This window comes from Enterococcus sp. S53, assembly GCF_016516865.1.
Lineage (GTDB): Bacteria > Bacillota > Bacilli > Lactobacillales > Enterococcaceae > Enterococcus_D > Enterococcus_D innesii.
The window spans coordinates 366,741-392,828 of record NZ_JACVUH010000002.1; the positions used below are offsets into that span (position 1 = coordinate 366,741).

Annotated in this window: 22 protein-coding genes; 2 read left to right on the plus strand and 20 right to left on the minus strand. The window is 41.4% G+C overall.

Features of this window, described 5'->3' with window-relative positions:
- Nucleotides 1–39 precede the first annotated feature (39 nt).
- The 4 genes from IAE45_RS04690 to IAE45_RS04700 are packed head-to-tail and all read right to left on the minus strand — an operon-like array spanning nt 40 to nt 6,463.
- Nucleotides 40–945: a class C sortase gene (locus IAE45_RS04690; RefSeq protein WP_200125200.1), complete on the minus strand. Its 906-nt coding sequence runs from the start codon at nt 943–945 to the stop codon at nt 40–42.
- 22 nt (nt 946–967) lie between these two features.
- Nucleotides 968–2,836: a SpaH/EbpB family LPXTG-anchored major pilin gene (locus IAE45_RS04695; RefSeq protein WP_200125202.1), complete on the minus strand. Its 1,869-nt coding sequence runs from the start codon at nt 2,834–2,836 to the stop codon at nt 968–970.
- A gap of 52 nt (nt 2,837–2,888) precedes the next feature.
- Entirely contained in the window at nt 2,889–3,248 is a 360-nt protein-coding gene (locus IAE45_RS18845; protein ID WP_442784169.1) for a SpaA isopeptide-forming pilin-related protein, read from the minus strand.
- Nucleotides 3,249–3,271: 23 nt separating this feature from the next.
- The gene (locus IAE45_RS04700) at nt 3,272–6,463 is read right to left on the minus strand and encodes a vWA domain-containing protein (RefSeq protein WP_233618948.1); all 3,192 of its coding nucleotides are present in this window, start codon (nt 6,461–6,463) and stop codon (nt 3,272–3,274) included.
- A gap of 333 nt (nt 6,464–6,796) precedes the next feature.
- On the opposite strand from IAE45_RS04700, the gene IAE45_RS04705 reads away from it, so the two are divergent.
- Nucleotides 6,797–8,281 carry a helix-turn-helix domain-containing protein gene (locus IAE45_RS04705; protein WP_200125203.1) on the plus strand — a complete coding sequence of 495 codons (1,485 nt, stop codon included), beginning with the start codon at nt 6,797–6,799 and terminating at the stop codon, nt 8,279–8,281.
- 134 nt (nt 8,282–8,415) lie between these two features.
- On the opposite strand, the gene lepB is transcribed toward IAE45_RS04705, so the two are convergent.
- From lepB to IAE45_RS04740, 7 genes are all read right to left on the minus strand, one after another.
- Entirely contained in the window at nt 8,416–8,964 is a 549-nt protein-coding gene (gene lepB, locus IAE45_RS04710; protein WP_077452557.1) for a signal peptidase I, read from the minus strand.
- A gap of 32 nt (nt 8,965–8,996) precedes the next feature.
- On the minus strand, nt 8,997–10,427 hold the full coding sequence (locus IAE45_RS04715; RefSeq protein WP_200125205.1) for a S41 family peptidase: 1,431 nt from the start codon (nt 10,425–10,427) through the stop codon (nt 8,997–8,999).
- A 75-nt stretch (nt 10,428–10,502) separates the two neighbouring features.
- Nucleotides 10,503–10,724 carry a YozE family protein gene (locus IAE45_RS04720; RefSeq protein WP_005229600.1) on the minus strand — a complete coding sequence of 74 codons (222 nt, stop codon included), beginning with the start codon at nt 10,722–10,724 and terminating at the stop codon, nt 10,503–10,505.
- Nucleotides 10,717–11,238 (minus strand): peptide-methionine (S)-S-oxide reductase MsrA, encoded by a 522-nt coding sequence (gene msrA, locus IAE45_RS04725; protein ID WP_077452559.1) that lies wholly within the window; start codon nt 11,236–11,238, stop codon nt 10,717–10,719. The genes IAE45_RS04720 and msrA overlap by 8 nt, the downstream gene beginning before the upstream one ends.
- Nucleotides 11,238–11,888 (minus strand): YpmS family protein, encoded by a 651-nt coding sequence (locus tag IAE45_RS04730; RefSeq protein ID WP_077452560.1) that lies wholly within the window; start codon nt 11,886–11,888, stop codon nt 11,238–11,240. Before IAE45_RS04730 ends, msrA begins: the two co-directional genes overlap by 1 nt.
- Nucleotides 11,885–12,871: an SGNH/GDSL hydrolase family protein gene (locus IAE45_RS04735; protein WP_200125207.1), complete on the minus strand. Its 987-nt coding sequence runs from the start codon at nt 12,869–12,871 to the stop codon at nt 11,885–11,887. The genes IAE45_RS04730 and IAE45_RS04735 overlap by 4 nt, the downstream gene beginning before the upstream one ends.
- Nucleotides 12,872–13,081: 210 nt before the next feature.
- On the minus strand, nt 13,082–13,924 hold the full coding sequence (locus tag IAE45_RS04740) for a DegV family protein (RefSeq protein ID WP_081119177.1): 843 nt from the start codon (nt 13,922–13,924) through the stop codon (nt 13,082–13,084).
- Nucleotides 13,925–14,050: 126 nt separating this feature from the next.
- On the opposite strand from IAE45_RS04740, the gene trhA reads away from it, so the two are divergent.
- Nucleotides 14,051–14,704 (plus strand): PAQR family membrane homeostasis protein TrhA, encoded by a 654-nt coding sequence (gene trhA / locus IAE45_RS04745; protein WP_086292773.1) that lies wholly within the window; start codon nt 14,051–14,053, stop codon nt 14,702–14,704.
- A gap of 61 nt (nt 14,705–14,765) precedes the next feature.
- Here trhA and IAE45_RS04750 read toward each other — a convergent pair whose 3' ends face one another.
- The 9 genes from IAE45_RS04750 to IAE45_RS04790 form a co-directional block, all read right to left on the minus strand.
- The gene (locus tag IAE45_RS04750) at nt 14,766–15,254 is read right to left on the minus strand and encodes a dihydrofolate reductase (protein WP_086292775.1); all 489 of its coding nucleotides are present in this window, start codon (nt 15,252–15,254) and stop codon (nt 14,766–14,768) included.
- A 5-nt stretch (nt 15,255–15,259) separates the two neighbouring features.
- On the minus strand, nt 15,260–16,006 hold the full coding sequence (locus tag IAE45_RS04755) for a hypothetical protein (RefSeq protein ID WP_200125209.1): 747 nt from the start codon (nt 16,004–16,006) through the stop codon (nt 15,260–15,262).
- Nucleotides 16,007–16,049: 43 nt separating this feature from the next.
- Nucleotides 16,050–16,997 carry a thymidylate synthase gene (locus IAE45_RS04760; protein ID WP_200125211.1) on the minus strand — a complete coding sequence of 316 codons (948 nt, stop codon included), beginning with the start codon at nt 16,995–16,997 and terminating at the stop codon, nt 16,050–16,052.
- A 17-nt stretch (nt 16,998–17,014) separates the two neighbouring features.
- Complete coding sequence (locus IAE45_RS04765; RefSeq protein WP_140965433.1) at nt 17,015–18,922, minus strand: ABC-F family ATP-binding cassette domain-containing protein; 1,908 nt, start codon at nt 18,920–18,922, stop codon at nt 17,015–17,017.
- A 202-nt stretch (nt 18,923–19,124) separates the two neighbouring features.
- A complete protein-coding gene (locus IAE45_RS04770; RefSeq protein WP_200125213.1) occupies nt 19,125–21,161 on the minus strand; it encodes a cation:proton antiporter in 2,037 nt (678 codons plus the stop codon).
- A 3-nt stretch (nt 21,162–21,164) separates the two neighbouring features.
- Nucleotides 21,165–21,446, minus strand: a complete 282-nt coding sequence (locus tag IAE45_RS04775; RefSeq protein WP_008379625.1) for a hypothetical protein — start codon at nt 21,444–21,446, stop codon at nt 21,165–21,167.
- Between the two features lie 190 nt (nt 21,447–21,636).
- Nucleotides 21,637–23,757, minus strand: coding sequence for a peptidoglycan D,D-transpeptidase FtsI family protein (locus IAE45_RS04780; protein WP_086292783.1), 2,121 nt, complete (start codon nt 23,755–23,757; stop codon nt 21,637–21,639).
- 311 nt (nt 23,758–24,068) lie between these two features.
- The gene (locus tag IAE45_RS04785) at nt 24,069–25,097 is read right to left on the minus strand and encodes an LCP family glycopolymer transferase (RefSeq protein ID WP_081119167.1); all 1,029 of its coding nucleotides are present in this window, start codon (nt 25,095–25,097) and stop codon (nt 24,069–24,071) included.
- A gap of 173 nt (nt 25,098–25,270) precedes the next feature.
- The gene (locus IAE45_RS04790) at nt 25,271–26,080 is read right to left on the minus strand and encodes an ABC transporter permease (RefSeq protein WP_005236888.1); all 810 of its coding nucleotides are present in this window, start codon (nt 26,078–26,080) and stop codon (nt 25,271–25,273) included.
- Nucleotides 26,081–26,088 lie beyond the last annotated feature (8 nt).

A 26,088-nucleotide genomic window follows, 5' to 3' on the forward strand; every position in this document is an offset into this window, starting at 1 on the left:
TTAACAAGTCATTTTCTAGTGGATCTAGAGGAAAACCTGCTATCTTTGCTTCTTATCACTGGGAGTGATCAAATCATGCTGTTTTTTTCTTTTGATTCTGCTAATCACCAGCAGGAGTAGTAATAGTATGGTGCTTACAACTAGCAGCACCCACAAATCCTGCTGGTTTGCTTTTTTTGCGGCATTTGTTTCATTTTCTTCATTGTAAGGAACCCGTTTGCCGCGAACCAATAAACGATGGCTATTGACCATATAGGGTGTGCAGGTTAGTAAGGTGACATAATCACTGCCTTTGACAATTTTTAGTGCTTCGGTATCATCAGGGGCGACCGTTTTGATCTGATCTATTTGATACGCCAACGTATCATCAAACGTTTCGATATAAAACGCATCGCCGATCTGCAGCTTAGGCAGATCCGTAAAGAGGGTTGCACTCGTTAACCCACGGTGTCCGCACAGAACTGCATGGGTATCTTCCCCACCTATTGGATACGAAGCGCCCTCCAATAATGTTGCACCTCTTTTTAACAACGTATCGGTGGTTTGATCAAAAATCGGGAGAGCGACATCGATTACAGGGATCTTTAAAACACCGATCGTATGTCGTTCATAGTAATCAGGGGTGTCGACTGATTCTGAGTCCTTTGTTTCTGCTGAAGCTTGCGTTTCTTTGATTCCAGGAGTACTTGCCCGCTGTGCCAGTTCTTGATTCGTTCGTTCCAACTGGTTCCTCTTTTGCTGTTTTTCTATTTCACTCATTTTTTTGGCTTGGCTTTGGTAGTAACTGATCAACTGCTGATCCAAAAAGGTGTTGAGTTGATTACTTACAAAAGGATAACTGATGATCAGGACTCCTATCAGCAGCAAAATACCCATTAAAACATCCAACAAAGTCACTTTTTTAGTAAGTGATTTCGCGCCATTTCTTTTCCTTTTGATCGTCATCGTGCATCTTCATCTCATTTACTTACCCTTTCCGTTTTACAAAGTAACACCCAGCTAAACCAACGATCACCACTCCGATGGCGCCCATTAAATACGTGCCGACACCACCAGTTGCCGGTAAAGTTCCTTTGCGGCGGTTAGGGACTTTTTCAGGTTCTAGCAATTGCTCTTTCGTTCCATAGGATGTTTCATGGACTTCAAAAGCGATGCGATTTGTTAACAGCACATAATTTTTTGGTGCTTTTACTTCTTCCAAATAGTAGGTGCCAAATTTCAACCCGATAATGTCGACTAATCCATCTGCACCTGAGGTAAATTTCGTCGCTTCATCCGCTGTTTGCACCCAAGATACTTGTTTGGTTCCCTCTTCGATTTTCAAGTAGTTGGCCTCATCATGGTCTTGATCCCGTACAACAAAAACTGCATCTGCCAATGTTTCGGTAGCGGTCACAGCCCCATCGACTTTTAAAAACCGTTTGCCCCCTGTCAAAACTTCCACGCTTGGAGGCGTTTGATCCGTCATGAAATCCGTTTCAACATTTGCTTCATTCGTAAAGCCATTGATAGGCATCGCCTGTTCATTTAAATACATATAATACACAAAGCGTAATTGATTTCCCGGCGTTAATTGCGGCAAAAATTCTGGATTGATAGTTACCGTAAAGCCATGCTCTTTTTCCGTTACTTGGTAATTCGTCGCGTCGATTTTCTGCTCTCCATCATACAACGCATAGCCTGTTTCTCCTTCAGCTGTATTTTCAAAAGTTAATGCTGGATCATGGGCATCGATCAATTGAAAATGTTTGTATTTGTTTTCAGCTCCTACTTTATCTTGAATACCTGATGGGATATTGACCGTTAGGTGATATTGGATTCTTTCGCCGATCTCCACGTCTTTTCCGTCTAATTGTGGTGTTGTTTTGGTAACATTTGTTGTGTCATTTTTGATTGTTAGCTCAACAGTAACGTTACTTCCTGAATCAATCGTGAAATCCTTGATCCTTTCTTCCTCGATTAAGGCGGCTTGACTTGGGGCTTTCGTTTCCTCTAATTGATAGGCGCCTGTTTCTAGTTGTGCAATCTTTAGCTGTCCTTTTTGGTTCTCACTCACATTGATACCAGCGTCTCCGGCAGCATATTGTTTACCTGTTAAAAAACGGTACGCTGCTTGTTTGTCGGTCGTCCACATATAGAGTCCATCGGCTGCACTTACAATATATTTCTTGGTCTGTTGGTTTCCTTCTTGCTTTGAAACAACAAATTCCGCATTATTCAGTGGTTCGTTTTCCCCCGTTCCTCGCTTATTCACAAGGAGCATTCCTTCATTTGTGACGAGATTTTTCGGATAAAGATGGATCGTGTCAAGCTCTTCTTCTCCATATACATAAGAGCCATCTGCTTGTGAGATCATTTCATACACAGGAAAGGCGATCACCATATTCTCAGCAGAGGTAACGCCGTCTTTAGGTTCTTCCACAATGGTGTAAACAGCATCCCGATCGGCTTGTTTTTTCGGCAATTCAAAAATCAAATCACCGGCTGTATCTGTTTTCCCGCTAGCTACAGGAGAACCTGGCGTCAAGTTTTGGACTTGACGCTTAGCTTCTTCAACGGATGCCCCTGCAGATCGTTTTTCGTAATAGGCTGCTGTCACATCATAGACAGAAAAAGTAACATCGGCTAACCCTTGGTATTGATCAAACTCTGCCATCTCGGTCCCACTATTTTGAATCAATGAACCTGGTAGATTGACCATTTTCTTTTTATGCAGATGAACCTGTGCCAAATTGGTCTCTGCGGATACTTGCTGATTTTTTGATCCAAAAAAGACAAATGGCAAAAATATAAAAAGAAGCCAAATTATGCTCGTATGATTAAAAATTTTTTTCATTGTTCTTTCCTCTCTTCTAAATTTTTTTGTTTTTCTTTCGCTAATGGAAGAATTACTTTAATGAAGGCTTATCTTTGCGCTTAACGTACAAATAGCTTCCAGCTAAAAGGACTAGCAGACCTGTTGAAAGAATCGCCAGCCATCCATGCCAATTCCCTCCGGTTTCAGGAAGAGACACTTTCACTTGATTGGTTACGATCAATTCTATTTGATTGTTCTTTTCTCCAGAAACAAGAAGATTCGGTTGTTGTTCTTCATCGATAAAGACCTGACCATCCTCTTCAATCTTGATTTGGACAGGTACTGTTAAACCTGCATAGCCTGCGGGTGTACCAGTTTCTTCCAAGGTATAGCTGCCGGGTGTAAGATCTTGGAAGTGAAATACCGCTAGTGCTTCTCCGTTTTCAGGCAGTTCGACAGTCCGTCCGTTTCCACTTAGCCGGAATTTTGCCCCTCAAGTGCTTGTCCCAGTTCATCCTGTTTATTGACCACCAAATCAAATGGTTTTAACTGATTGGCGTGGGTAAGGGTCCAACAATTGGCATCCCCATCGACGTTTTCCCCTAGATACTGGATTTTTCCGTCCGTACCAACGACAAATTCATAGTCACCGGCAACCGTATCGTATCCAAGCGGACCGGCTGTTTCTGTGATGCGATAAGACCCTGGTTCCCCGATTATAAATCCGGCGAGTCCAGCATCATCCGACGTTTCTGCGGCGATTTCTTGATAATCCCCCGTTGCAGTTTTTTGTTGCAGAGAAAAGACAGCCCCAGCTAACAGTACTTGCTGTTCTTTTTGTACCGTGTATTTTCGAATAGCGACTGGAATTTCTGTAAAGGGATTGGTGATCTCCAGCGTAATCGTATGATCGTCCAGTGTGACGGGTTGCCCATCGATCGTCGCATGCCCTTGCGCATCGACATGAATCTGCCACTGGGTTTGCTCAGCCAAATAATGTCCCGCCGGTGCAGTGACTTCCTTTAAATGATACGTCTGACTTTTTTGCAACGCAGTATCTGCTGGTAGCCCGTACGTTCCATCCCCTTGATCCACAAGGGTCACTGTCTCCCCTGCCCCCGTCAATTCAAAAACGGCACCTGTCAACTTCACCTCTCCTACAGCGGATTTTTTGATCAGGTTTAATGCCAGGGGCACAAACGTCTTTGTGTTTTTCCATGTATAAGCGTCCACTTTTGTCGCTTCATAGCCTGACACTGTTCGTTCACTTGTGACTTGATAATCAAAAGTTTCTCCTTGGTTATTATAAAGCGGCAGTAGACGGGTTTCTTCGTAATTCGTTCCATCCTTTTCAGAAACCGCGGGAACCTTGCTTCGTTCCCAAGTTGTCTGATCTTGCGCATCGGTCTCAGTAAGTTCGAGATATCCTGTTTGCCAGCTCTCCTTGCTAGTAACCGGGCTTCTACTTATTTCAAAATAAACGGATTCTGGGCGACTTGACACATCACCATCGTATTCCTCCCAGACTTTTTTGATCGTCAACTCCTTACCAGGTGCTTTGGCAGATGGCACACCAAACAATGCCTTTTGATCGGATTGATGATTCGGATAAAACACCGTTTCACCATTCATTTGATACCAAATATCTGGTTTAAAATCCGCTGCTTCTGTTTGAATCCGCACTTGATAATGAATTTGCAGTTCCTGTCCTTCGCCTAAATAAAGACTAGAAGCGTTGAGGGTATTGTCAGATACCGTGACCTCAGGCTGCACCGTTAGATCAGCAGAACCGACACTTTTGATGGACAAGCTATTTTCTTCGTATAAAAAAGGCTGCGAAATGGGGTCAGTAATCTCTCCATCAGTGACTGTCGCCGAAATATGAAGGGCTTTTTTCTCGAGATAGTCGGCAATATCCGCTGCTCCATTGGCTGACTCATAATAAAGATGCCCCTCTTCATCTGCAGAAACCATCTGTCTCATTTTGTTCTCAACATCGGCCTTTGTATACCCAGCTGTTTGATCTCCTTGCAGTTGAATCCCCAATCCGTGAATCTCAATCCCGCGCTCTTTTAACGCCATCGCCTCACCGATCGTAGCGACAAACGTATTGTCGATCCGTTTAGAGTTACCGTATTGATCAGGTGCAAAATACCCATTGTGGATAAACGATGTATTCATGGGCTGATCTTGAGTAAGTGAAAAGGCGGTTCCAAAATAACTGTCGTCTGCTTGCGTCTGCACTTTGGACACATGGTAACTGTAAGTAGGCACGCCATCTGTTAGCAAAACGATGACTTTCTTATGTCCATTTTGCGTCGATAGCATATCCCCTGCTTGGCGCAGCCCTCTTTGGGTAAAGGTTCCCCCAGCTGCTGTTTCTGGTGTCATGGTCCGGATCGTCTCTTTGACTTCCGAAAATTTTCCTAATTGGCAGATTTTGTTTTGGTAATTGCTACCATCACTGGAATAACCGACATAGCCCATGTAGACACTTTCTTGAATGCCGCTTCCTTCAATTTGATTCAAAAAGCGTTCCACACCTTTTTTTACTTCAGTGATGCGTCCCATCTCATTCATACTGCCTGACCAATCCATGACCAACACGACATCGATGGGATCGACTTGACGTTGAACATTCCCTCGTACATTTAGGTAAACATCAAATAGTCCCGGGGTATTCGTCTCTTTGGCAAATTTTCGCAGAGCGAAATCTGCTTCGTCACCTACACCACCATACTCAATATACGAGTTGGTCACATTTTCTGGATCACCATTCCAGATAGTTACGCCATCCCAGGTTTCTCCTGCATCCTTGTTCCCCTGATGATTTAAGACGTTACTCTTTTCATCGGTTTTCCAATTCGCCGAAGGATACGTCCCGCTTTGGTCTGTCGTATAATCTGGTTCAATCGAAGCAAAAGCCTGTGAACCGTTCATTTTTTGATAAAGACGTTCTTGTTTAAACGGTTCAATGAGTGTTTCATCTTCAGAAGAACTTGACGTCGTTCCTGTTTCCTTTGTCTCTTCCTGCGTTTCTTCGTTTAAAACACCTTTTGAGTCTTCATTCGACACTTGTTCCGAAGTTGACTCTGTGCCGGTTTCTGCAGCTTGCGAATCAGTTGAGCTGACTTCCACCCTATCTGAGGAAGCAGATTCTGTGACAAGCGGAATATCAACTATCAATTCATCCAAAGACGCCAATTTGTGCGACTCTTGATTTTCATGATCATATTCTTCAATCTGAAGCGCCAACTTCAGTTTTTTTGTTTCATTGGGTAGTTGAAACGTTACTTCTTGTTCACAGGGTGTTTTCAAGAAGTCTTGTGTTGTTAGCCAAGACTGTGCAGATTCATCCTCAATAACAACCATCTCTTTGTTGTTCGTTTTCGTTAGCGATTGTTCTTTCGTTTCATCCAGTGCATATAATTGCAGCCAGATGCGTTGCTGCTTGTTTTTTTGTGATAGCTGATAACGTAAAGTAAATTGATTGCCCTCCCGTTGACCTGTCAGCTTGATCTGCTCCGTTTCGGTAATAGCGATCGTATTTTCTTCTTGTGCACTTGCTGTCCCATTTGTTTGCAAACCTGAAGAAATGATGAATAATATCCCCCCTAACATACAGAAAATGAAAGAGAACCAGTGGTGTCTCTTTGCAAAAAACATAAAAAAACCTCCTTTCAAATTACAAGCTGATCATACAAAAAAGAAGAACAATACACCGCTTTTTTTCATTTTCAGAAAAATGGGAAAACTCTTATTTTTGTGCGTTATTTAAATAGAATTTAGGTGCATATTTTATGATGGAAACCTATCATTTTATGTTATTTAAAAACTGAAGAAAATTATCAATTTTCAAATCCTCTTTGTATTTTTCTTCTTTATGAGACACTTTTTGAAAAGATTTGTCTCAGTTTTTATAAAAAAAAGCAAAAGTTTTGAGACGTGTCTTTACACAGTTATATAAATAAGTTATTACTAAAATAAGAAGGTGATCATTTGATTGAAAAAATACTCTTAGATTCCCGAGCATTAGACAAAATCGGACTCTACGGAAAATTATTATCAATTGCTCCGGGTGAATACAACATAGAGTTCGTGAAAAATCTGACCCATTTAAGTACAACGAGATTGAAAAGTTTACTTTCCTCGATCCAAGAGGACCTGCAAAACCTTTCCCCAGTAAATCTTTCATTACATAAAAACACCCTCAGTCTCCCTAAAAATTTGATTGAATACAATCAATATCAGCAGTTTTTAGCCCAAGTAAGTATTTCTTATAAAATGTTGTTAAGTATCTTGACCAACCAAGATGAAAGCTTGCTGGCATTTTGCCAAAGAAACTATATCAGTCGTTCGACTTGTTTCCGACAAACTAAAAAGCTGCAGGATCATTTAAAGGAATTCAACATAACCTTAAACCAATCGGCCATGACGCTTACCGGTTCAGAGATGGTGATTCGCATCTTGTTGTTTAATTTTATCTGGCATATTTCTTTAGGAGATAGTTTGGCACAGGCATATAATCAAGAGATCGAAGAGTTATTTGTTACCTATGAAGGAACAAAATACCAAAGTAAATATGAAATTGGTAAAAAAGAAGCATTACTCCATTGCAAAATTTGTCTTTTCCGGATCAAGGATGGTCACTCAACGAATCTTTATGAATTAACGAATAAGTCCTTTATTCCCAGTTGCGAAAGTCTTGATTTCTTTTCTGCTTTCTTTAAGCTCATTGATTCAGCAATAGACATTCTTGAGATCAATTCATTGTTTTTTCTTTTTTATTACTGGCCGATGCTGACTTCCGCAAACGATGTGCGTCTGCCGATCGTTGCAAATTGTTACAAGCATGAAAAACAGGAACTAAAAGAACTGATGACTGAATTTGAAGACCATTGCCAAAAATTTCTCTGCGATTTTGACTTTGATCACCAATCGTTTCTTTATATGAATACATATCTTACCTTGCTGAAATTCTGCATATTCAAGCAAAAAGTCCCTCTTTCCAATTTTTTCGAAGCAAACGTGATCAAAGATAAATACCCATTACATACGATTTTGACAAATACCATTCAAAGTTTTTGGCGTAAAATAGCAAATCGTAAAGGTTATGAATGGTTGAAAACCTGTTATGCCGATCTTGCCTTTTATCAAGCCTGTTTGCTTTACCCCGTTTACATCGAAAAGGAACAGAAATATAAGCTTAAAGTGGCTTTCGTCTATGTATCCAATTATTTGGTTTCAATGGAAGTTTTTAATATATGTGAGCGACTACCATTCGTTGCGATAGAGCGGATCACACTGCCAACTGAAGAACCATTTGATTTTTATATCCTGAGTGCGCCTCAGCTTTTCCCTCCCTATACAACCGAAAAAAATTCGGCAATCATTGATTTTTGTCGCTATTATGACTTTGAAACAGATCTCTGTCAGAAATTACTGGCTGCTTTTAATGAAAAAATCAAAAAGTTGACGGGTTAAAATCAACTGGCGCACTTCGGCAAACGCAAGGAGGTCTTTTGAAAAAGATTGAAAACTATACAAATAACCCCTTGGATTCAATCGATGAATCCAAGGGGTTATGCATTATTTGTCTGTGTGTATAATTACATAGTTTAAATCAACCGAATATGGGTCAATGGATAATAAACAAAACGAGCATTGCCTAAAATAGCCTCTCCTGATATTGGTCCAAAGGAACGACTATCTTTGGAGGCACGTCGATTGTCACCAATGACAAAGTAACTATCTTTCCCTAATTTCTCAACGCCTAATAAAGATTCTAAATCAAAATCATTGGTATAAGAAGCAGACTCGTGGTCATTGCTACGGTTTTTCACTAGAAAATCTTCATCTACTGGTTCATCATCAATGTAAAGCTGATCATTGACATATTTCACTGACTCACCCGGTAAGCCAATCACCCGCTTGATATAGGTCGAACCATCCGGCAGTTGGAAAACAACGACATCAAAACGTTGGATCGGCGAAATCTTCTCAATGACCACCATGTCTCCTTGTTTTAAAGTTCCTTCCATCGAATTTCCTTCAACAGGAACTGGGATCAACAAGAATGCCCGAATCAAGAAGGCTGTTGCAAAAGCGATCAACGCATATTTCACTACTAGCCAAAAACGATCAACCCAAAGTTTTTTCGACGCCACACGTCTGCCTCCTCTCCAACTTTTCACTTAGTTTATTGTTCAGAAAGCAAGGACAGTGCTTTTAAGTATGCTGGGTCCTCTGCTTTGAGTTTCGCCGTTACTTCTTTTTCAATTGCTTGGGCCGTGTCTGCATCGACTTCCCCAGTTCCCTTTAAATCATGGGCTTCTTGGAAGGACTGCACAGCTGCGGTCGTCTCATCATTGAAGGTATCACCACTGGTTGAATACCCCAACGCTTTAAGAAACTGATTTAGATTGTTGACTGCCGTTGACGATTGGCCAGCTTTTAAAGCATGGTCCCGTGGTAATGGCGGGAAATACGCATATTCTGGATAGTCCTCTTCATAATCCGGCATCACGCCTTGATCATTGACCCAATTTTCATTCGGGGTCAACCATTTCATGACCGTCATTTTTAATTCACTGTTATCCCCCAGATCCTTCACATTCTGGACAGTCCCCTTACCAAAGGTTTCCGTACCAACGACTGGAATATTCGCTGATTCTTGCAAGGCTGCAGCAAAAATTTCCGATGCGGAGGCACTGCCTCCATCGACTATAACAACGACCGGCTCTGTGACTTTGAATCCTTCGTCCAAAGTTTCACTCGCTTTGGTTTCACTGATTACCCCTTGGTTATTGGCAAATTTCACGATCGTTTGACCGTTTTCCAAAAACATACTCGCCATGATCTGGACTTGGTCTAGCAGTCCACCAGGATTTTGTCTTAAATCTAGTACAAACGACTTTGCACCGGCTTCCCGCAGTTCGGTGATGGTTTCTTTCAACTCAGCTGCCGTGTTTTCACCAAAGGAAGTAATGTCGATACGACCGATCGTTTCATCACTTTCAGCGATTTCTCCATGAACCGTTTCGATGGGGATCACATCCCGAGTAATCTCCACATCAAATGTGTCCTCTCCACGTTGAATCGTTAAGGTGACTTTCGTCCCTTTCTCACCACGAATCTTACCCACGACTTCAGATAATTCTTGACCCTGCGTATCTTCACCATCTACCTTGACGATTCGGTCATTCATTCGCAGGCCGCTTTTTTCAGCAGGCGTATTTTTTATCGGGGCTTGTGCGACTTCTGGATAGTCTTCCACGATCGACAAGGTAGCACCAATCCCTTCAAAACTGCCAGAAAGTGATTGTTCTAAGTTATCCGCATCCGATTGATTCAAATACGTTGTATAAGGATCATCTAGCGCATCAGTCATTCCCTGTAGGGCGCCTTCTATCAAGGCATCCTCATCGACTTCTTGGTAATAATTCGCGAGGATCTGGTCATATAGCGACTGGATTTTCTCCATCCCGCTGGCTTCTGTGCTCGTTTCTGTCACCGGTTGCGTCGTCTGCTGATTTTGCTGAGCCGTTTGCCATAAATAGACACCGCCTCCTGACAAAATTGCGACACAAACGAGAGAAACGATATATCGGCTCGTCGTTAAACCTTTCATTCACAACACCTCTCTGAGAAAAAACAGCTTCGTTCTGTGGATTTTATGCAACCATACAAAACGAAGGACAGTTTTTTATTTGTTATTTTCGAGATACTCTGCCCAAATACGATCAAAAATATCCATGGATGGCAAATAATCAACATTTAGTTCCAGATAAGAAGAGACTTCATCATAGTCATCGCTGTGCTTCGGAAACTGGATATCATGACTTGCATGAGTAGCAAAGATCTGGGCCTCATCTGTATGACTCGGTCCTTTGACTGCCATTAAATAGCTATAAAAACTTTTACGCATGTTCTTGCTCCCAATGATTTTCTAAAAAGGCTGCTCTACGGGCGTGATTGCGAGCAAAATTCTCAGGATTCTTTTTGTAATACTCTTGGTGCTCTTCTTCCGCTAAATAAAAGGGTTGGGCTGGTTCGATCGTGGTCACGATCGGATCGGTAAAGCGACCGGAAGCTTGAAGTGCCTCTTTGCTGGCTTCGGCTTTTTGTCGTTGCTCTTCATTAAAATAGAAGATAGCCGGACGATAATTGTCGCCACGATCTTCAAATTGCCCAAACGCATCCGTTGGATCTGTTTGCTGCCAATAAATCGTCAAAAGATCTTCATAACTGATTTTTTCAGGATCAAAGATGATTTCCACTGCTTCGGTATGCCCGGTTTGATGGCTTTTGACTTCTTCATAGGTTGGATTTTCGGTATGTCCTGCGGTATAGCCAGAAAAAATCGAATGCACGCCCTCTAGTTCATCAAAGGGTTGGATCATACACCAGAAGCACCCACCGGCAAAAATTGCTCGTTCCATTATTCATCCTCCGTTTCAGCTGGTAAATATAAACTCATTTGAATTTCATCATCCACAAGATTGATTTTGTTGGCTTTGATAAACAAGCCGTTTTGCATGCGGAATTGATCCAATCGAATCAAAATAATTTGTTCATCGGCATTGACATCGATCCATTCAGGAAATTTAAAACTACGTTTGATCATTTTCATCACTTCACTGGTGGGCAGATCCAAGGTGCCGATTGATAAGCTTTTGGCCTTTAATTGGACATTGCCTTCTTCCGTCACATAAGGATCAAAATAGAGATAGAAGGTGATAGGAAATCCTAATACTTGAAACTCGCCTGTTAAGAGTGCTTCATTTCTTAGCTCAAAATTATATTTGACCTCTTGATCCTTTTGAAAATCAGATAGATAAAAATCAATCAATTGATTGACTTGGCTTTTGTTGCTGTTAACGGTCAGAACAGGACTGCCCTCCCGTTGAACAAGTTCGGCACTTTCATTTAAGCCGGTTTCCCGCTGCTGAAAAATTCTTGAAGCAAAGAAAACCGTTGTCCCTAAAAGGATACCGACCAACACTAGGAAGGCAATTTTCCAGTAGTTGATCGCTTTTTTATTCGTTGTAGCTGTTTTTTCCGGCTGCTTCGTTGATTCGCTTGGTTTCATTTTGTATCCTCCTCTAGCAACCAATAGTTTTGCGTTTTGATCACTTCATCGCGAACGGCATTCGCCATCAGTTGATACCCAAGATTATTGGGATGGAAGCGATCGCCTTCATACAAAACATTGTTTGTAATGTTATTTCCAACGGCTTGCGATGAATCAGTGGTCGTTGAAGGACTACTTTGCGTTTCATCCGAAGCTGTCGTTGATGAATCAGATAAGCGTTCTGTGTCCGATGATTCGGCAGTTCCCTCTGATTCCCCTCCTTCGGTATCAGCAATACCGACCTCATCACTTAACCCTTTATAGAGCAAATCGTTGATAGGAATAAAAAAGGCCTTTTCTTGCTGATTGACGAACGTTTCCGTTTGCTTATTCCAGTTATCAATGATCGTTTGCATATCCGTGATTTCTGGGAAATTCAGATAAAATGGATTGTAGATGCCCAAGACATAGATTGGTGCATCACTATTCAAATCGCGAATTTGAGCAAACAAGTCTTTTAAACGTTCTTTGTAATCTTCCATCGGTTCCGTAAACGTCTCAATGCTCAAGCCGAAGAAATTGCTCTGAATCACTTTTAGTACATCGTTACCGCCGACAGTCAAGGTAATCAAATCCGCTTGACTGAGGTCTTGCCGCAAGTCTTCATCATTTTTGACTCGCTTTAAAATCTGATCACTTCTTTCACCAGCGACCCCATAATTTTTGGCTACCAAATTGTTCAAATCATAGCGGTCCTCTAAATCCCCCGCTAAAATTGGCACAAAGCCGCCACGAGCTGTTTCATCACCAACCCCTTCCGTTAATGAATCCCCAAGTGCGAGATACTCGATGGCGGATTTTTTTGAGTCATTGGCCGCCAGCTTATTAACAGGGGTCAACAGTGGTTGCGCTTTGGGAACAGCAAAATGAAACAAGAAGCCAGTTCCAATGGCTATCAGTCCCACAACAAGTAAATAAGTTACTATTTTTTTCCATTTCACAGGTATTCAAACTCCTTTGTAATCTTTGCTATTTTAACAAAATTCTCATAAAATTCCTAGTCGCAATCCTTCAAACTTAAGAAAGAAAACAGCTCCCTACTCTCTGAGTAGACAAAAATCGCAGCTTCATTCTGCTTTTTCTTCTTTTCAGCTTTTCATACACCAAAAAGCGATTCGTCGTCAAACGAATCGCTGAAAGAAACATCCTTTTTATTCCGTACTGTAAGTAATCGCAAAAGCACCTTTGCCAGTGTGAGTGGCGATGATCGGTGTTGTGTGAAGCAATGGGATCTCCAAGTCAGGAAACAGTTCTGCTAGTTCTTTTTGGAAACGTTCCGTGATTTCTAATCCTTCAGCATGAGAAATACCAATTTTCGTCACTTTAGGCATATTCTTCAATTCTACTTTTAATTCCTCAAACCATTTATTAAACGTCTTGACACCGCGTCCTTTGACGACTGGAATCAGTTCTGAATGATCAAAATCCATGATCACTTTCATGTTCAGCAAACTCGATAAAAGACCTTTGGCACGACTGATACGACCGCCTTTTACTAAGTTTTCTAACGTTGAAACGCCGATAAATAATTTCGTATGTTCACGCACCAAATCCACTTCAGGTAACACTTCTTCTAGTGTCTTACCGGCTTTAGCCAATTCAGCTGCCCGAATCACTTGAAAAGCCAGCGCTTGATCTGTCGTGTCGCTATCAATCACCGTGACTTTGGCTTTTGATAAATGACTGGCTTGACGAGCCGCTTCCACGGTTCCGCTCAGGCCTTTGGTCATATGGATCGATAAAATTTCACTGCCATCTTTGCCTAATTCATCATATAATTCTACAAAATGACCGATCGGCGGCTGGCTAGTTTTAGGTAATTCTTTGGCTTGCGCCATCATTTGCATAAATTTTTCTCCCGGTAGCGTTTCATCATCTGGATAAACGACACCATCAATCATTACAGATAAAGGCACAACATGGATAGCCAAAGCATCACGGACACTTGGTTCCATCGTACTGGAAGAATCTGTCACAATTTTAAGATTTGCCATCATATATTCACTCTCTCTTTAAATCAAGTCTTTTTTCATGGTAAAATAACCACAGACCATTTATACTAAGTATAACAGAGAGAAAATTTTTTTTCATCTAATTTCGATTCGAAAGGACGGTGCCGAATGCAGCACATGAAGTTTAGTCGCAGATATTTGATCGTCAATGAAGTATTAAATGCAGTAACTCACGGGATCGGATTAGGACTGAGTATCGCAGGACTGGTCATTCTCTTAATCAAGGGGGCAAATCTAGGGTCACCTATCCACATCGTTTCCTATGCCATATATGGGTCAATGATGATTTTGCTCTTCCTCTTTTCTACCTTATTTCACAGTTTGATTTTTACCAAAGCAAAAAAGGTCTTCCAAGTCTTTGATCATGCCTCCATTTTCTTGCTGATCGCCGGAAGCTATACTCCTTTTTGTTTGCTTAGTATCCAAGGCTGGCTTGGCTGGTCACTCTTCGTCTTGATTTGGCTACTCGCAATTAGCGGCATCGTTTATAAGTCACTGACTCTTCATAAAAAAGAGACCGTCTCTAAAATTTCCACCCTGATCTACATCATCATGGGCTGGCTATGTGTCGTCGCCTTTAAACCTCTGATCGAACATTTAGGCTATTGGGGAACATTTTTACTAGCAAGCGGTGGTGTTTCTTATACTGTGGGTGCGCTATTCTATAGTTTAAAATCCGTTCGATTCATGCATGTGGTTTGGCACTTATTCGTTATGTTAGGAGCTGGACTAATGTACTTCTCTGTCTTGTTTTATACCTAAACAGTAAGTGCGATTAAATAAAAGATCAGGGAACCTTCATTAGAGAAAGGTCCCTGATCTTTTATTTTTTATGATAAAACTCGAATCGATGGGGATAATGGTTTTTTTCATCGATGATCCCATCGACCATATGATCAAGTTTCCATTGCGTCCAATCAATCTCTGGGAAATACACATCTCCGTTAAACTCCGCATCGATCACTGTACGGTACAATTGATCGCAATCGTCAATCATCGCTTCAAAAACACCCGCTCCACCAGTTAAAAAAACAGGATGCTCTTGCTGCTTCACATACGTTAAGATTTCCTCTCGGTCATGCATCACCAAGGCACCGTTGGCTTGATAATCTCGATCACTTGTCAAAACGATCGTCGTCCGTTGTGGCAACAATCTTTTTCCCATGCCTTCAAAGGTTTTGCGCCCCATAATGATCGTATTATTGATGGTTTGCTCTTTAAAAAATTTCAAATCATTCGGCAAATGCCACGGCAGTGTGCCATCCGCTCCGATCAACCCCTTTTGATCTTGTGCCCAAAGTGCGATCAACATAAATATTACATCCCTTCTGTATAAAATGATTCAGAAATATCCGCAGCGACTTGCAGTCGCTGCATCAGCTGAAAAGCCGATTCATGCTCAAATGGATCTTTGTTGCGCTCATCAAAGCGCAAGCCATCACAGGCTTGGTAAACAATTGTGCCGCCACTTCTTTGGACATTTCTTGGCCATTCTCCATCGTTTAAACGCGCGTTGTTGTTTTTCAGCAAGGTCGGTATCAGGGAGATCGGAAAGAGAGCACTGCCGGCTGCGACATCAATTTCTTCTATTTGAAAAAAGTCGGCGGCGATCTCGTTGATCAAGCACTCCGTTCTTTGCCACGTTTGCGGATGACTCGCAAATGCCCTTGCAGTTCGTCCTAGGATACAATACGTATTCTCTGGTAATGGCTGTTTGCTTATTGCCACAAGTTCTTCTGGGTACGTCTCGATCCACGTCACGACGCGATCAAAATCACAAATATGCAATGAATCCAGCATTGGTAGGTTGTGCTGTGCAGCAAAAACAAGCCTTCTGCGGGCATCTGCCGCTCCTTTTGCTGGTATAAAAATGGCAATGCACTGCTGATTTGACCGAATGGCTTCTTTTAGCTCCGGCACCGTTTCTTCGGATACGGATAGCCAAACTGCATCATAGTGCTGATCCAAGAAATCAATGACTTGCTCAATGAGCGCTGCATTAATCGATCCAGCATGTCTCTGATGAAAGGTCGCCGCAAAGCCTCGTTTGTGGGTATTTTCCATTACGCCTCATTCCTTTCTTTATGAAATGAAACCAAACAACCACTTAAACTGCAATCGGCGCTTTGATCGTTGGATGCGGATCATACCCAACCAGCGTAATATCTTCCATTTCAAAATCGAAGATCGATTGTTTTTCAGGATTTAACTGTAAGGTTGGCGCAGGACGCACTGTACGAGTCAATTGTTCTTTCATTTGTTCCATATGATTGCTATAAAGATGAGCATCGCCTAATGTATGGAAAAAATCTCCGACTTCTAGTCCAGTTTCATGAGCAATCAGGTGCGTCAATAGCGCATAACTAGCAATATTGAAGGGAACACCTAAAAAGACATCGGCACTGCGTTGATACAACTGACAGCTTAAGCGACCCTCATGAACATAAAATTGAAACATTGTGTGACAAGGCGGCAACGCCATCGTCGGTACATCTTCTGGATTCCAAGCAGAGACGATCAAGCGACGAGAGTCTGGCGTTGTTTTGATCATGTCGATCACTTCTTTGATTTGATCGATAAACCCACCCGTACTTTTTTCCCAATGCCGCCATTGGTACCCGTAAACATGACCCAAATCGCCGAAAGTTTCAGCGAAAGCATCATCGGCTAAGATTTTTTCACAAAACTGTTTCAACTCATGTTGGTACTGTTCATTGAAAGCTTCATCCACCAATGAACGGCGACCAAAGTCTGTCATATCAGGACCTGTATAAGCATCACTTTTAATATAGCGTTCAAACGCCCATTCATCCCAAATGTGGTTATTATGCTCTAGCAGATAACGAATGTTGGTATCTCCTTTTAGAAACCATAATAATTCACTTTTGATCAAACCAAAAGGAACTCTCTTGGTTGTCAACAATGGAAAGCCTTGGGACAGGTCAAAACGCATTTGGTGACCAAAGACACTGCGCGTTCCCGTTCCTGTACGGTCGCTTTTATCATTGCCTTCTGTTAAAATCTTTTTTCCTAGCTCTAAATATGCTTGTTCCATCGTTTTTCTCCTTTACTCTAGACAAATTCGCTCAAATATTCCCAACGATCTATTTTTTCTGCCAGTTGCGTTTCAACCTCGCTGATTTCTTGCTGTAATTTTTGGAGCTTCGTAAAGTCCGCACCTTGATGATTCATTTCTTCAGTTAAAGCGGCTGCTTTTTCTTCTAATGCCGCAATATCATCCTCAATCGTCGCCCACTCTTTTTGTTCCATATAACTCAGTTTCTTTTTGACAGGCGCTGCAGCAGTCGCCTCACTTTCAGCAGAATGTGAATCGGTTTTTGTTTCTTTTGGCTCTAGTACACTCGAACTAGCTTTATTGGTATTGGCTGCTAGATATTCATTGATGGAACCAAAGTAGGACTTAATCTTGCCATTTCCTTCGAAGATCAGCAATTTTTGGGCAACTTTATCTAAAAAGTAACGGTCATGGGAAACAGTGATGACTGCACCTGGAAATGTTTCCAAATAATTTTCCAAAATCGTCAAGGTATCAATATCCAAATCGTTGGTTGGTTCATCTAACAAGAGAACATTTGGCTGTCCAATCAATAGCTTGAGTAAAAATAGTCGTCGTTTTTCCCCGCCAGACAGCTTGCCGATCTTGGTGCCATGCATGGATCGCGGAAACAAAAACTGTTCCAGCATTTCTGCGACACTGACTTGTGAGCCATCCACTTTTTGCACTTCCTCGGCTGCTTCTTGCAAATAAGCAATCATTCGCTGATCAGGGTTCATCGCTTCAATCGTTTGCGTATAATAAGCCATTTTCACCGTCACGCCCATCGTACGCTCCCCTTCTTCTAAAGGCAGGCGTCCAGCTAAAATATTGAGCAACGTTGATTTGCCCGCACCGTTTTCTCCTGTGATCCCTAAGCGTTCTCTTGATTGAATCAACAAATCAAAGTGTGACAAAATCGTTTTGTTTTCAATCTGGAAACTCGCATCTTTTAGTTCTAAGACTTGTTTGCCTAAGCGTGTCGTAGCAACATCAATGGCCACTTCGCCGTTCCGTTTTACTTGATGTAGGTTTTCTTTTAAATCATCGAAACGATCGATCCGGGCCTGTTGTTTCGTTGTACGGGCTTTTGCACCAGTACGAATCCAAGCCAACTCATGTTTGTACAACTGCTTGCGTTTGTCTTCTTGCGTCTCCTCCACACGTTCTCGTTCTGCTCGAGCATGAAGATACGTCTCGTAATTGCCTTGATATTCATGCAACTTGCCAAAGGACAATTCAAAAATCCGATTAACGACTCGATCCAAAAAGTAGCGATCGTGGGTCACCATCAGTAACGCACCCCGATAATTCTTTAAATAGCCTTCCAACCATTGAATTGCATCATAGTCCAAGTGGTTAGTCGGTTCATCCAATAACAACAGGTCTGGTTCATCGATCAACACTTGAGCCATAGCTACTCGTTTCTTTTGACCTCCAGATAACTCACTGACCTTTTTCTCTAACTCACTGATCCCAAGCTTTTGTAAAATAATCTTGGCAGTTGTATCTGTATTCCAAGCATCGGCTTTATTCATCGCTTCTTCTGCCAACTGATAATTCCGTTGCGTTTGTTGATCCAAGCCATTATTCTCTAAGGCAATCAGCGCTTTTTCATAGTCACGAACAACGCGAATCAGCGGACTTGTGCCTTGAAAAACAGCATCTACAACAGATAATTCTTCTTGTAACTGATTGTCTTGAGCCAAGAAACCGATGCGATAATCTTGGGCGGCAAATACCGTTTGGCGATCGCCATCTCCGCGATCCAAACCGGCTAAGATCCGTAACAAACTCGATTTTCCCGTGCCATTGACACCGATCAAACCGATTCGATCTTTTTCATGTATCAGAAAAGAAAGCTGATCAAACAGTGTTTTTTCACCGTAAGTTTTGGTTAATTCACTTACTTTTAATTCTTTCACAGAATCCCTCCTGAGTTTTTTCTTCGCTCATTGTACCACATTTCATCAACGGAGACGATGAGAGAAAAAAATCAATTTATGTAAAAAAAGAATGCCTTCGTCAGTTTATTCCATGGATGATCCATGTTGATCACCTACGGGGAATAACCCGACGAAGACACTCCATAAAACATGCATCACTTCATGCACCTTTTGAGACATATTATCGGCGGAACATCCGCTGTTTCGGCTGTTCTTCCGCTCGAGACATCGCATACGATTCTAACAGATTGACATTGCGTCGATATTCATTCGCAGAAATCGTCGAGATTTTTTCAGCAACTTCATATTCATCGATCGTCTTGCGCTCGAGATAATAGCCCCAAAGGACTTTCTTGACAAAAATCGGATCTTGCTCGATCATGATCGTTTCAATGAAATTGCTATGTTCAAACCGTTTGATGCTCATTTCTCGTTGACGAATAAAGAAATTGATCAGCGAGGAATCATAGACATCTTCTAAATTGCTCAAACTGTGAAAAATGTATTCGCTGTTTTTTAAGTAGATTTTTTGTACTTCAGAAATGTCTCGTTGTTTCAAGGCATCTTTCAGTTGCTGCCGTCGCTGTAAAAACAAACGAGGATGGATCAATACACGAATAAAGCGCTGAATAAAGAAGAGCCAAAAACTAAAGAATGAGAGAATTTGTTTTGCGAGGGAATGCTGTTGCTGAGAAATAAACCGTGAATAAAAACGATAGCCATTTAGACTGACTTTCCCATTTCGATAGGCTTCATCCAAGCCATCTTGTTCGATCGACAAGATCAACCCTTGAATTTCTTGGATTTCTTGTTTTTCTGAATCTGTCAAACTATTGCGATACAATTCCCAACGGCGATTTTCATAGGAATTGATGACAGCATCAATCGCTAAGCGACCTTTATCAGAAAGCTCTTGTTTTTCTTCTGCTTCCAATTGTTCGATGACGTCTTCTAAGATCAGCAAGTGATTGAAGTCGACACTTTCGGCAGCTTCACCATCTGCCAAATAAGGCAAGACCATCACGCTGATGATCAATGTCAGCAAAATCACACAGGCGGTCAAAAACAAGAGCAAGCTCCGTTCCTGAAACGGTGTCTCATGCACCATCACCGGTAAAATAAAGATAGCTGCCAAACTGACTGTTCCCTTGACGCCACCAAAAGTCAACAAGGCGACTTGATTCATGGATACTTGTTTTTTTGACTGTAAGAACCAGTAATAAAATAGTAAAAAGAGAAAACGAACGAGGAAAATCATCGCTGTGACGACTAAAATCGTGATGACTAGATGCCAGTTTGCATAATTTTTGCTTTCCCAGATCGGTGAGAAGACTTGTGACAACTCGATCCCTAGAAAGAGAAACACTAATGCGTTCAATGTAAAGACTATGGTCGACCACGTGCTTTCCGAAATGTTCGCCAACTCTGCATCAAACAACGAGATTCGCCGTTTTCTTTGGGCTTGGGCTACACCTGCCACAACTGCTGCGATAATCCCTGAGACTCCGATCATTTCTGCCAGCAAATAGGCAGCAAATGGCAAGAGCAGTTCAATCAATAAGTATACTGTGACATCTTGTGCCGAGATTTTTTCAATAAAACGTAAAATCCGGCGTTTCAGCCACACAATCAAGTAACCGATAAGCCCGCCGCCGATACTAGAGAAAAGGAGTTGGAAACCTGCGTTGGCTGCTGAAAAACTCCCGGTGGTCAAAGCCACGATAGCAAACTGTAATGCGGTAACCCCCGAAGCATCATTCAGTAAGCCCTCGCCTTCCAGAATATGCATAATATTTTTGGAAATTTTCAAACGTTTTGCTAATGAGGAGACTGCCACTGCATCAGTTGGTCCTAAAGCAGCACCAAAAGCGAAGCAAGCAGCCAGAGGAATCGTCGGCATTAGCCAATGGAGTGTTCCCCCGACGGCAAATAATGTCATTAACACGCCACCAAAAGCCAAAAACAGCACGATCTTGCTGTTTTTTAAGATTTCCGGAACGTCTGCCCGCTCCCCTTCACGAAATAGCAATGGACCAATGATCATTACTAAGAACATTTCTGGCTCAAAGGCGATCTCTTGGCCCATCTCTGTAAGACCTAATAAAATTCCTAAAATAATTTGAATAAAAAAGATCGGTACCGAGGGCAATATTTTGCTCGCCACATTTGATAATGTGACAAGAATTGCAATGATAATGACGAGTTCAATAAATTCCATCCATTACCCTCTTTTCTTTCGAATTGCTAATAACAGCTCAAGAAAATCTTCTTTTTTTAAAAGGATCTTGTCGTTTAGAAGACCTAACTCCTTTTCGTTATTTTCAATCTCGCATTGGACACGTCGTGATTCCAAGCGGTAAAGATCATGTTTCATTCGTTCAAATTTTCGGAAAAGCAATGGATTTTTCCGTTGCAAATAATCCCGAATCTCCTTTTTTTCAGCTGGTGTAAATTGTCCCAACTGTTTCATTAGCTCTTGTTTACTTAAACATTCCTTGTTCATAATTACGTTTTTTACCCCTTTTATCATCAGTTTATCTTTTTATTTAACGTGCAAATCAAAATTATCTCTTGACCGCTAGTATTCTAAGCCAATCATTCAAAAATAGCAAGTCTTTCTCACTAAATGTTGGTTTTCTATCAGTTTTCTTATAAAACAAAAAAACCGCAGTCTTCACTGCGATTTTTTATGCTTATTTCATATATAAGTCGTAGTAAGCATCCATGATTTCTTTGGCGATTTGAATATTTGGATGGGTATCTGTGTCCCCTTTTAATTGAGGCATTACGATCGCGATGGCAATATCCGCATCGCTGCTAGGTCCGTAGGCAACGATGTTTAGGTTAACTAAGCTGATGGTATTGCCATTACTATCCACAATTGGTGTTTCGGCAGTACCTGTTTTGGCAGAGACCTCCATTTTCGCAGAAGCCAATCCTTTGGCAGTTGCCCAAGCATCCGTTCCATGAACTGCATCATAAAATCCATTTTGAACAATTTGCATTTGAGCATCTGTTAAACCAACTTCGTTCAATACCGTTGGTTCGATCTCTTCAATCAGTGAGCCAAGACCACCAGTTTCATCATTGCCGTAAATGCCGTCGACGATGTGAGGCTGCAATCTTTTGCCACCATTAGCAACAGTTGCTGCATATTGTGCCAGTTGCAACGTCGTATAGGTATCAAACTGACCAAAAGCCAAGTCAAGGATCTTCCCACCATCACTGACCGGGTCCATGTTATCGATCGATGTGCTGATACCAGTCGCTTCTCCCGGTAAATCGATCCCAGTTTCAGTTCCCATACCAAAAGAGGCAAAAGACGAACGTAGTTTTTCATAGACATCCCCTTGACGATCCACTGTTGGAATCGAGATACCTGACTGATAATTGATGCCCATCAAACGTAAAGCGACTTGCATCATATAGGAGTTAGAAGAAACTTCCAACGCCTGCTCCGCAGAAAGGTTACGATTATTTGCCCCAGTTGGGTTGAAAATTGAGGCTTTGACATCGGAGCCAATTCTGATTGGTTGATCCAATAACACTTCATTGCCGTTTAAGACCCCATTTTCCCAGCCGGCAGCCAAAGTCCCGGCTTTGACAACGGACCCTGGTACAAAGGAATTAATGAAGGTACCAATGGCATTTTCCTGCAATTCATTTGAACCTGTGTCATGATGATAACCAGACATTGACAAAACGCCGCCGGTTTTTGGATTTAACGCCACTGCGTATACCCCTGGAGAATATTCAGCTGCCCCAGAATCAATCAGTTTTTGGAAATTGTCTTGCAAAATTTTGTCAACTTTCGCCTGAAACTCAGCATCCAATGTTAGAACAAGGTTATCCCCTTTTGCTCCAGCAAAGGTTTCTTTTTGACTTTCAATATTATTATTGTTATCAAGGGAGATCTCAGAAATGGATTTTGTACCTTGTAAGACTTCTTCATACTGCTGCTCTAAATAGCTACGTCCAACACGGTCATTACGAGCATAGCCTTTTTCTAAAAATTCGTCTAGAACTTCTTCAGGAATTCCTTGTTCTTCACTAGTCACCGTTCCGATCAAACTAGCCAGAGAACTTCCTTCAACGATCTTTCGTGTCCAATCGGTACCGGTGGAGATTCCCGGTAAATCGACCATGTTTTCAGCAACAATAGCTAATTCACGGTCAGACACATCCGATGTCTTAATAAAGACCGTACTCAAAGATTGGGCGCTATTCATCCGCTTAAAAATCGTGGCTGCTTCTAATTCTGCATCAGAAAAATTGATTTCATCTTCTGTCACTTTATCAACGGTTGCCGCATATTGTTCAGAAGTACCTAAAGAACGCTCTTCATCACTCAATCGGTCAGTTGCTGCTTCAAGATTGTCTTCATCTGCCAGCCAAAAATCCTTAAGATCTCGATCAGACAAGTTTTTGTCCACAGGAACTTCGATCAACTCGCTCAATTTTTTGGCCGTTTCTAACAGATCTTGAGCGGTCATTTTGTTTCCGCGGGTAAATGTGATTGCCGCATTGGCTTGATTTTCCACCAGCGCTTTTCCAGAAGCGTCATAGATCATTCCCCGTGGGGCGCTTCCTTTGACTTCCACTACAGATGAAGCTTTCAACTGCTGCTCAATATTGTCGCCATTGACGATCTGTAGATAGCCTAATTGAACGATCAAAGATACAAACAAAGCAAAAATAATAAAAAACAAAAAGTTCAATCGAAATGGAACATGAGATTTGCGATACGATTTAGCCTTTGGTTCTTCTGGCCCCTTACGTATCCCTTGGACAACTTTATCTTTCAAATTCTTCATCTCATCTATCCTTCCAATCTATAATGACTACTGTCCTATTTTACCAAAAAATTCGATTCGAAACAGAAAAAACAAAAAATATCCATTAATCCTTAGAAAAAACTATAAAAATTGGCGTCATTCCGAGTAAATGTTTCACAGTTTGATTGTTTCATTTTCATTCTTTCATGAAAAAATTGTTTTTTTAAGCTTTCTTATGTTTTTTCATTTGATGATCTCGTGAAACAAGATTCCCCCTGGTACTTTTGTGGAAAACTAAAAGCAGGAGGACTTTCGGTCACCCTGCTTTTTTAGGCTTCTAAAGATACTAGCTACTCCCCAGTTGTTGAATTTTCTTCTGAGAAGGTCAAACTGTCGTCGTATAACTGATAATTAGGCGATCCGTTAGTATATTCATCGCCTTGGGTCAAACCCTCGTTCGTCGGAAGCTGCAACTGCTCCTTTAACAAATTTTGCGTATGCAACAACTGATTCGTCCCCAATAACTGATAATACACTCCACCAATCAGTTGCCCTTCTCCTTGGAGTTGCTCTTGTTTGATGGTCGTAAAAGCAGGAATATAATTGGTACCGATGTCCATCATATCATTCCACGTAAGATCCGTCTTCGAATTCTTTTCAACCGCTTTGAGAATCTTTTGGTAATTACTGATGCCATCCAGACTCATAACTTTTTGAAGAATTTTCGTAACCACTTCTCTTTGCCGTCTTTGGCGACCGATATCCCCTTCCGGATCTTGTTTGCGCATCCTTGCATAAGCCAAACCTGTTTTCCCATCTAAGGTGATTCGCCCTTCAGGGACATGAACGCCTTCTAAAGTAAAATCGATAGCATTTGTCACCTCGATACCTCCAACTGCATCGATCAGATCCCGCATCCCTTGCATATTGATCGTCACATAGTGATCGATAGGAATGTCCAAGAGATTTTCAACAGAGTCCATGGCCATAGCCTCCCCACCGAAAGCATAGGCATGATTCAGCTTATCGATCGTATTGTAACCAACGATTTGTGTGTAAATATCACGATCAAGGCTAATGATCGTTGACTGTTTTTTTTCAGGATTGACCGTCACCACCATCATACTATCCGAGCGACCTTGCTCGGTTCGACCTAATGCCCCAGTGTCGATTCCCATCAGCAAAATGGAAAACGGATCTCGATCTTCAATGCTGATCGCTTCCTCTCGTTTGTCTGTTTTCCGATCAACAGCGTGAGAGATTTGATTAAACGTGGCATTTGTCTCTCGATAAACCTGCATCCCGTAGATCGTTACTCCAATGATTCCAACTACTAACACGACTAAAATACCTAAAATTACCTTTTGATATCTCCGCATCTTACACCTCACCAATAAAAATTCACTCATCAAATAAATTTTCCCACAAAACGCATCTTTCAGCAATCGCTATCATGCATCAACTTCCTATTTAATGCTTCCGTAACTTCTTTGAAATAAACAAAAATAAAGTGCACCCTCTAAGCTAGAGAGTGCACCGCAAATAGTCTTTTTTAAATATAATCCACAAAACGAGCGCGGAACTTCATATGCAAATGACTTCCTAGAATAAGAAGCATCAAAGTTAGACACCAGAAGATAAGTGTATAAGTTGTTTTTTCCCAAACCCATGCACGGGAAAGCAACGAGTCTCGAAAGCCCTCAATAATATAATAAAAAGGATTGAGTCTTAAAATTTTAACTAACCATACCGGCATATTGCGATTATTTATATCCCATATTGGTCCAGACACATAGAAAAGCAAACGTAGGACCGATTGTAAGAAGATATGATAATCCCGAACCAACACTGTGATTGTTGCATTCAACACCCCGTATGCAAACAAAAAACTAACCATACAGAAAAAATAATAAAAATACTGAATCCAATAAATGGTAGGTGTATTTCCAGTAAATAATAATGATCCCACAACAATTGCTACCATCGGAATATATGATGACAGATTACTAACAATATTGATTGTTGGTAAAATACTTACGGGAAATTTCATTTTAGCAACCATTCCAACTTGTCTGTGAATGCTGTTTGATGCTCCTAAAACAGATGAACTTATATAAAACCATGCTGTGATACCAACTAACATCCATATAATAAATGGAAATCCGTCTACCTGACGATTATTATTTACGCCCAATCCAAATACTAGATAATAGATTCCGATTTGAATGGCCGGATTCAAAATTTGCCAAGCTAGCCCTAAATAATGACTTTGGTAAGTGGCTTTATCTTCATAGCGAGACATTCGAAAAATCATACCACTATGCTGAATTTGTTCCTTTAAAACTGCAATTATTTCTTTCACAAGGCTCT

What these genes read in the sequence shown, in the direction of transcription:
- IAE45_RS04690 (WP_200125200.1), bottom strand. Translation starts at nt 945, where the DNA reads ATGACGATCAAAAGGAAAAGAAATGGCGCGAAATCACTTACTAAAAAA.
- IAE45_RS04695 (WP_200125202.1), bottom strand. Translation starts at nt 2,836, where the DNA reads ATGAAAAAAATTTTTAATCATACGAGCATAATTTGGCTTCTTTTTATA.
- IAE45_RS04700 (WP_233618948.1), bottom strand. Translation starts at nt 6,463, where the DNA reads ATGTTTTTTGCAAAGAGACACCACTGGTTCTCTTTCATTTTCTGTATG.
- IAE45_RS04715 (WP_200125205.1), bottom strand. Translation starts at nt 10,427, where the DNA reads ATGAAAGGTTTAACGACGAGCCGATATATCGTTTCTCTCGTTTGTGTC.
- IAE45_RS04720 (WP_005229600.1), bottom strand. Translation starts at nt 10,724, where the DNA reads ATGCGTAAAAGTTTTTATAGCTATTTAATGGCAGTCAAAGGACCGAGT.
- msrA (WP_077452559.1), bottom strand. Translation starts at nt 11,238, where the DNA reads ATGGAACGAGCAATTTTTGCCGGTGGGTGCTTCTGGTGTATGATCCAA.
- IAE45_RS04730 (WP_077452560.1), bottom strand. Translation starts at nt 11,888, where the DNA reads ATGAAACCAAGCGAATCAACGAAGCAGCCGGAAAAAACAGCTACAACG.
- IAE45_RS04740 (WP_081119177.1), bottom strand. Translation starts at nt 13,924, where the DNA reads ATGGCAAATCTTAAAATTGTGACAGATTCTTCCAGTACGATGGAACCA.
- trhA (WP_086292773.1), top strand. Translation starts at nt 14,051, where the DNA reads ATGCAGCACATGAAGTTTAGTCGCAGATATTTGATCGTCAATGAAGTA.
- IAE45_RS04750 (WP_086292775.1), bottom strand. Translation starts at nt 15,254, where the DNA reads ATGTTGATCGCACTTTGGGCACAAGATCAAAAGGGGTTGATCGGAGCG.
- IAE45_RS04755 (WP_200125209.1), bottom strand. Translation starts at nt 16,006, where the DNA reads ATGGAAAATACCCACAAACGAGGCTTTGCGGCGACCTTTCATCAGAGA.
- IAE45_RS04760 (WP_200125211.1), bottom strand. Translation starts at nt 16,997, where the DNA reads ATGGAACAAGCATATTTAGAGCTAGGAAAAAAGATTTTAACAGAAGGC.
- IAE45_RS04770 (WP_200125213.1), bottom strand. Translation starts at nt 21,161, where the DNA reads ATGGAATTTATTGAACTCGTCATTATCATTGCAATTCTTGTCACATTA.
- IAE45_RS04775 (WP_008379625.1), bottom strand. Translation starts at nt 21,446, where the DNA reads ATGAACAAGGAATGTTTAAGTAAACAAGAGCTAATGAAACAGTTGGGA.
- IAE45_RS04780 (WP_086292783.1), bottom strand. Translation starts at nt 23,757, where the DNA reads ATGAAGAATTTGAAAGATAAAGTTGTCCAAGGGATACGTAAGGGGCCA.
- IAE45_RS04785 (WP_081119167.1), bottom strand. Translation starts at nt 25,097, where the DNA reads ATGCGGAGATATCAAAAGGTAATTTTAGGTATTTTAGTCGTGTTAGTA.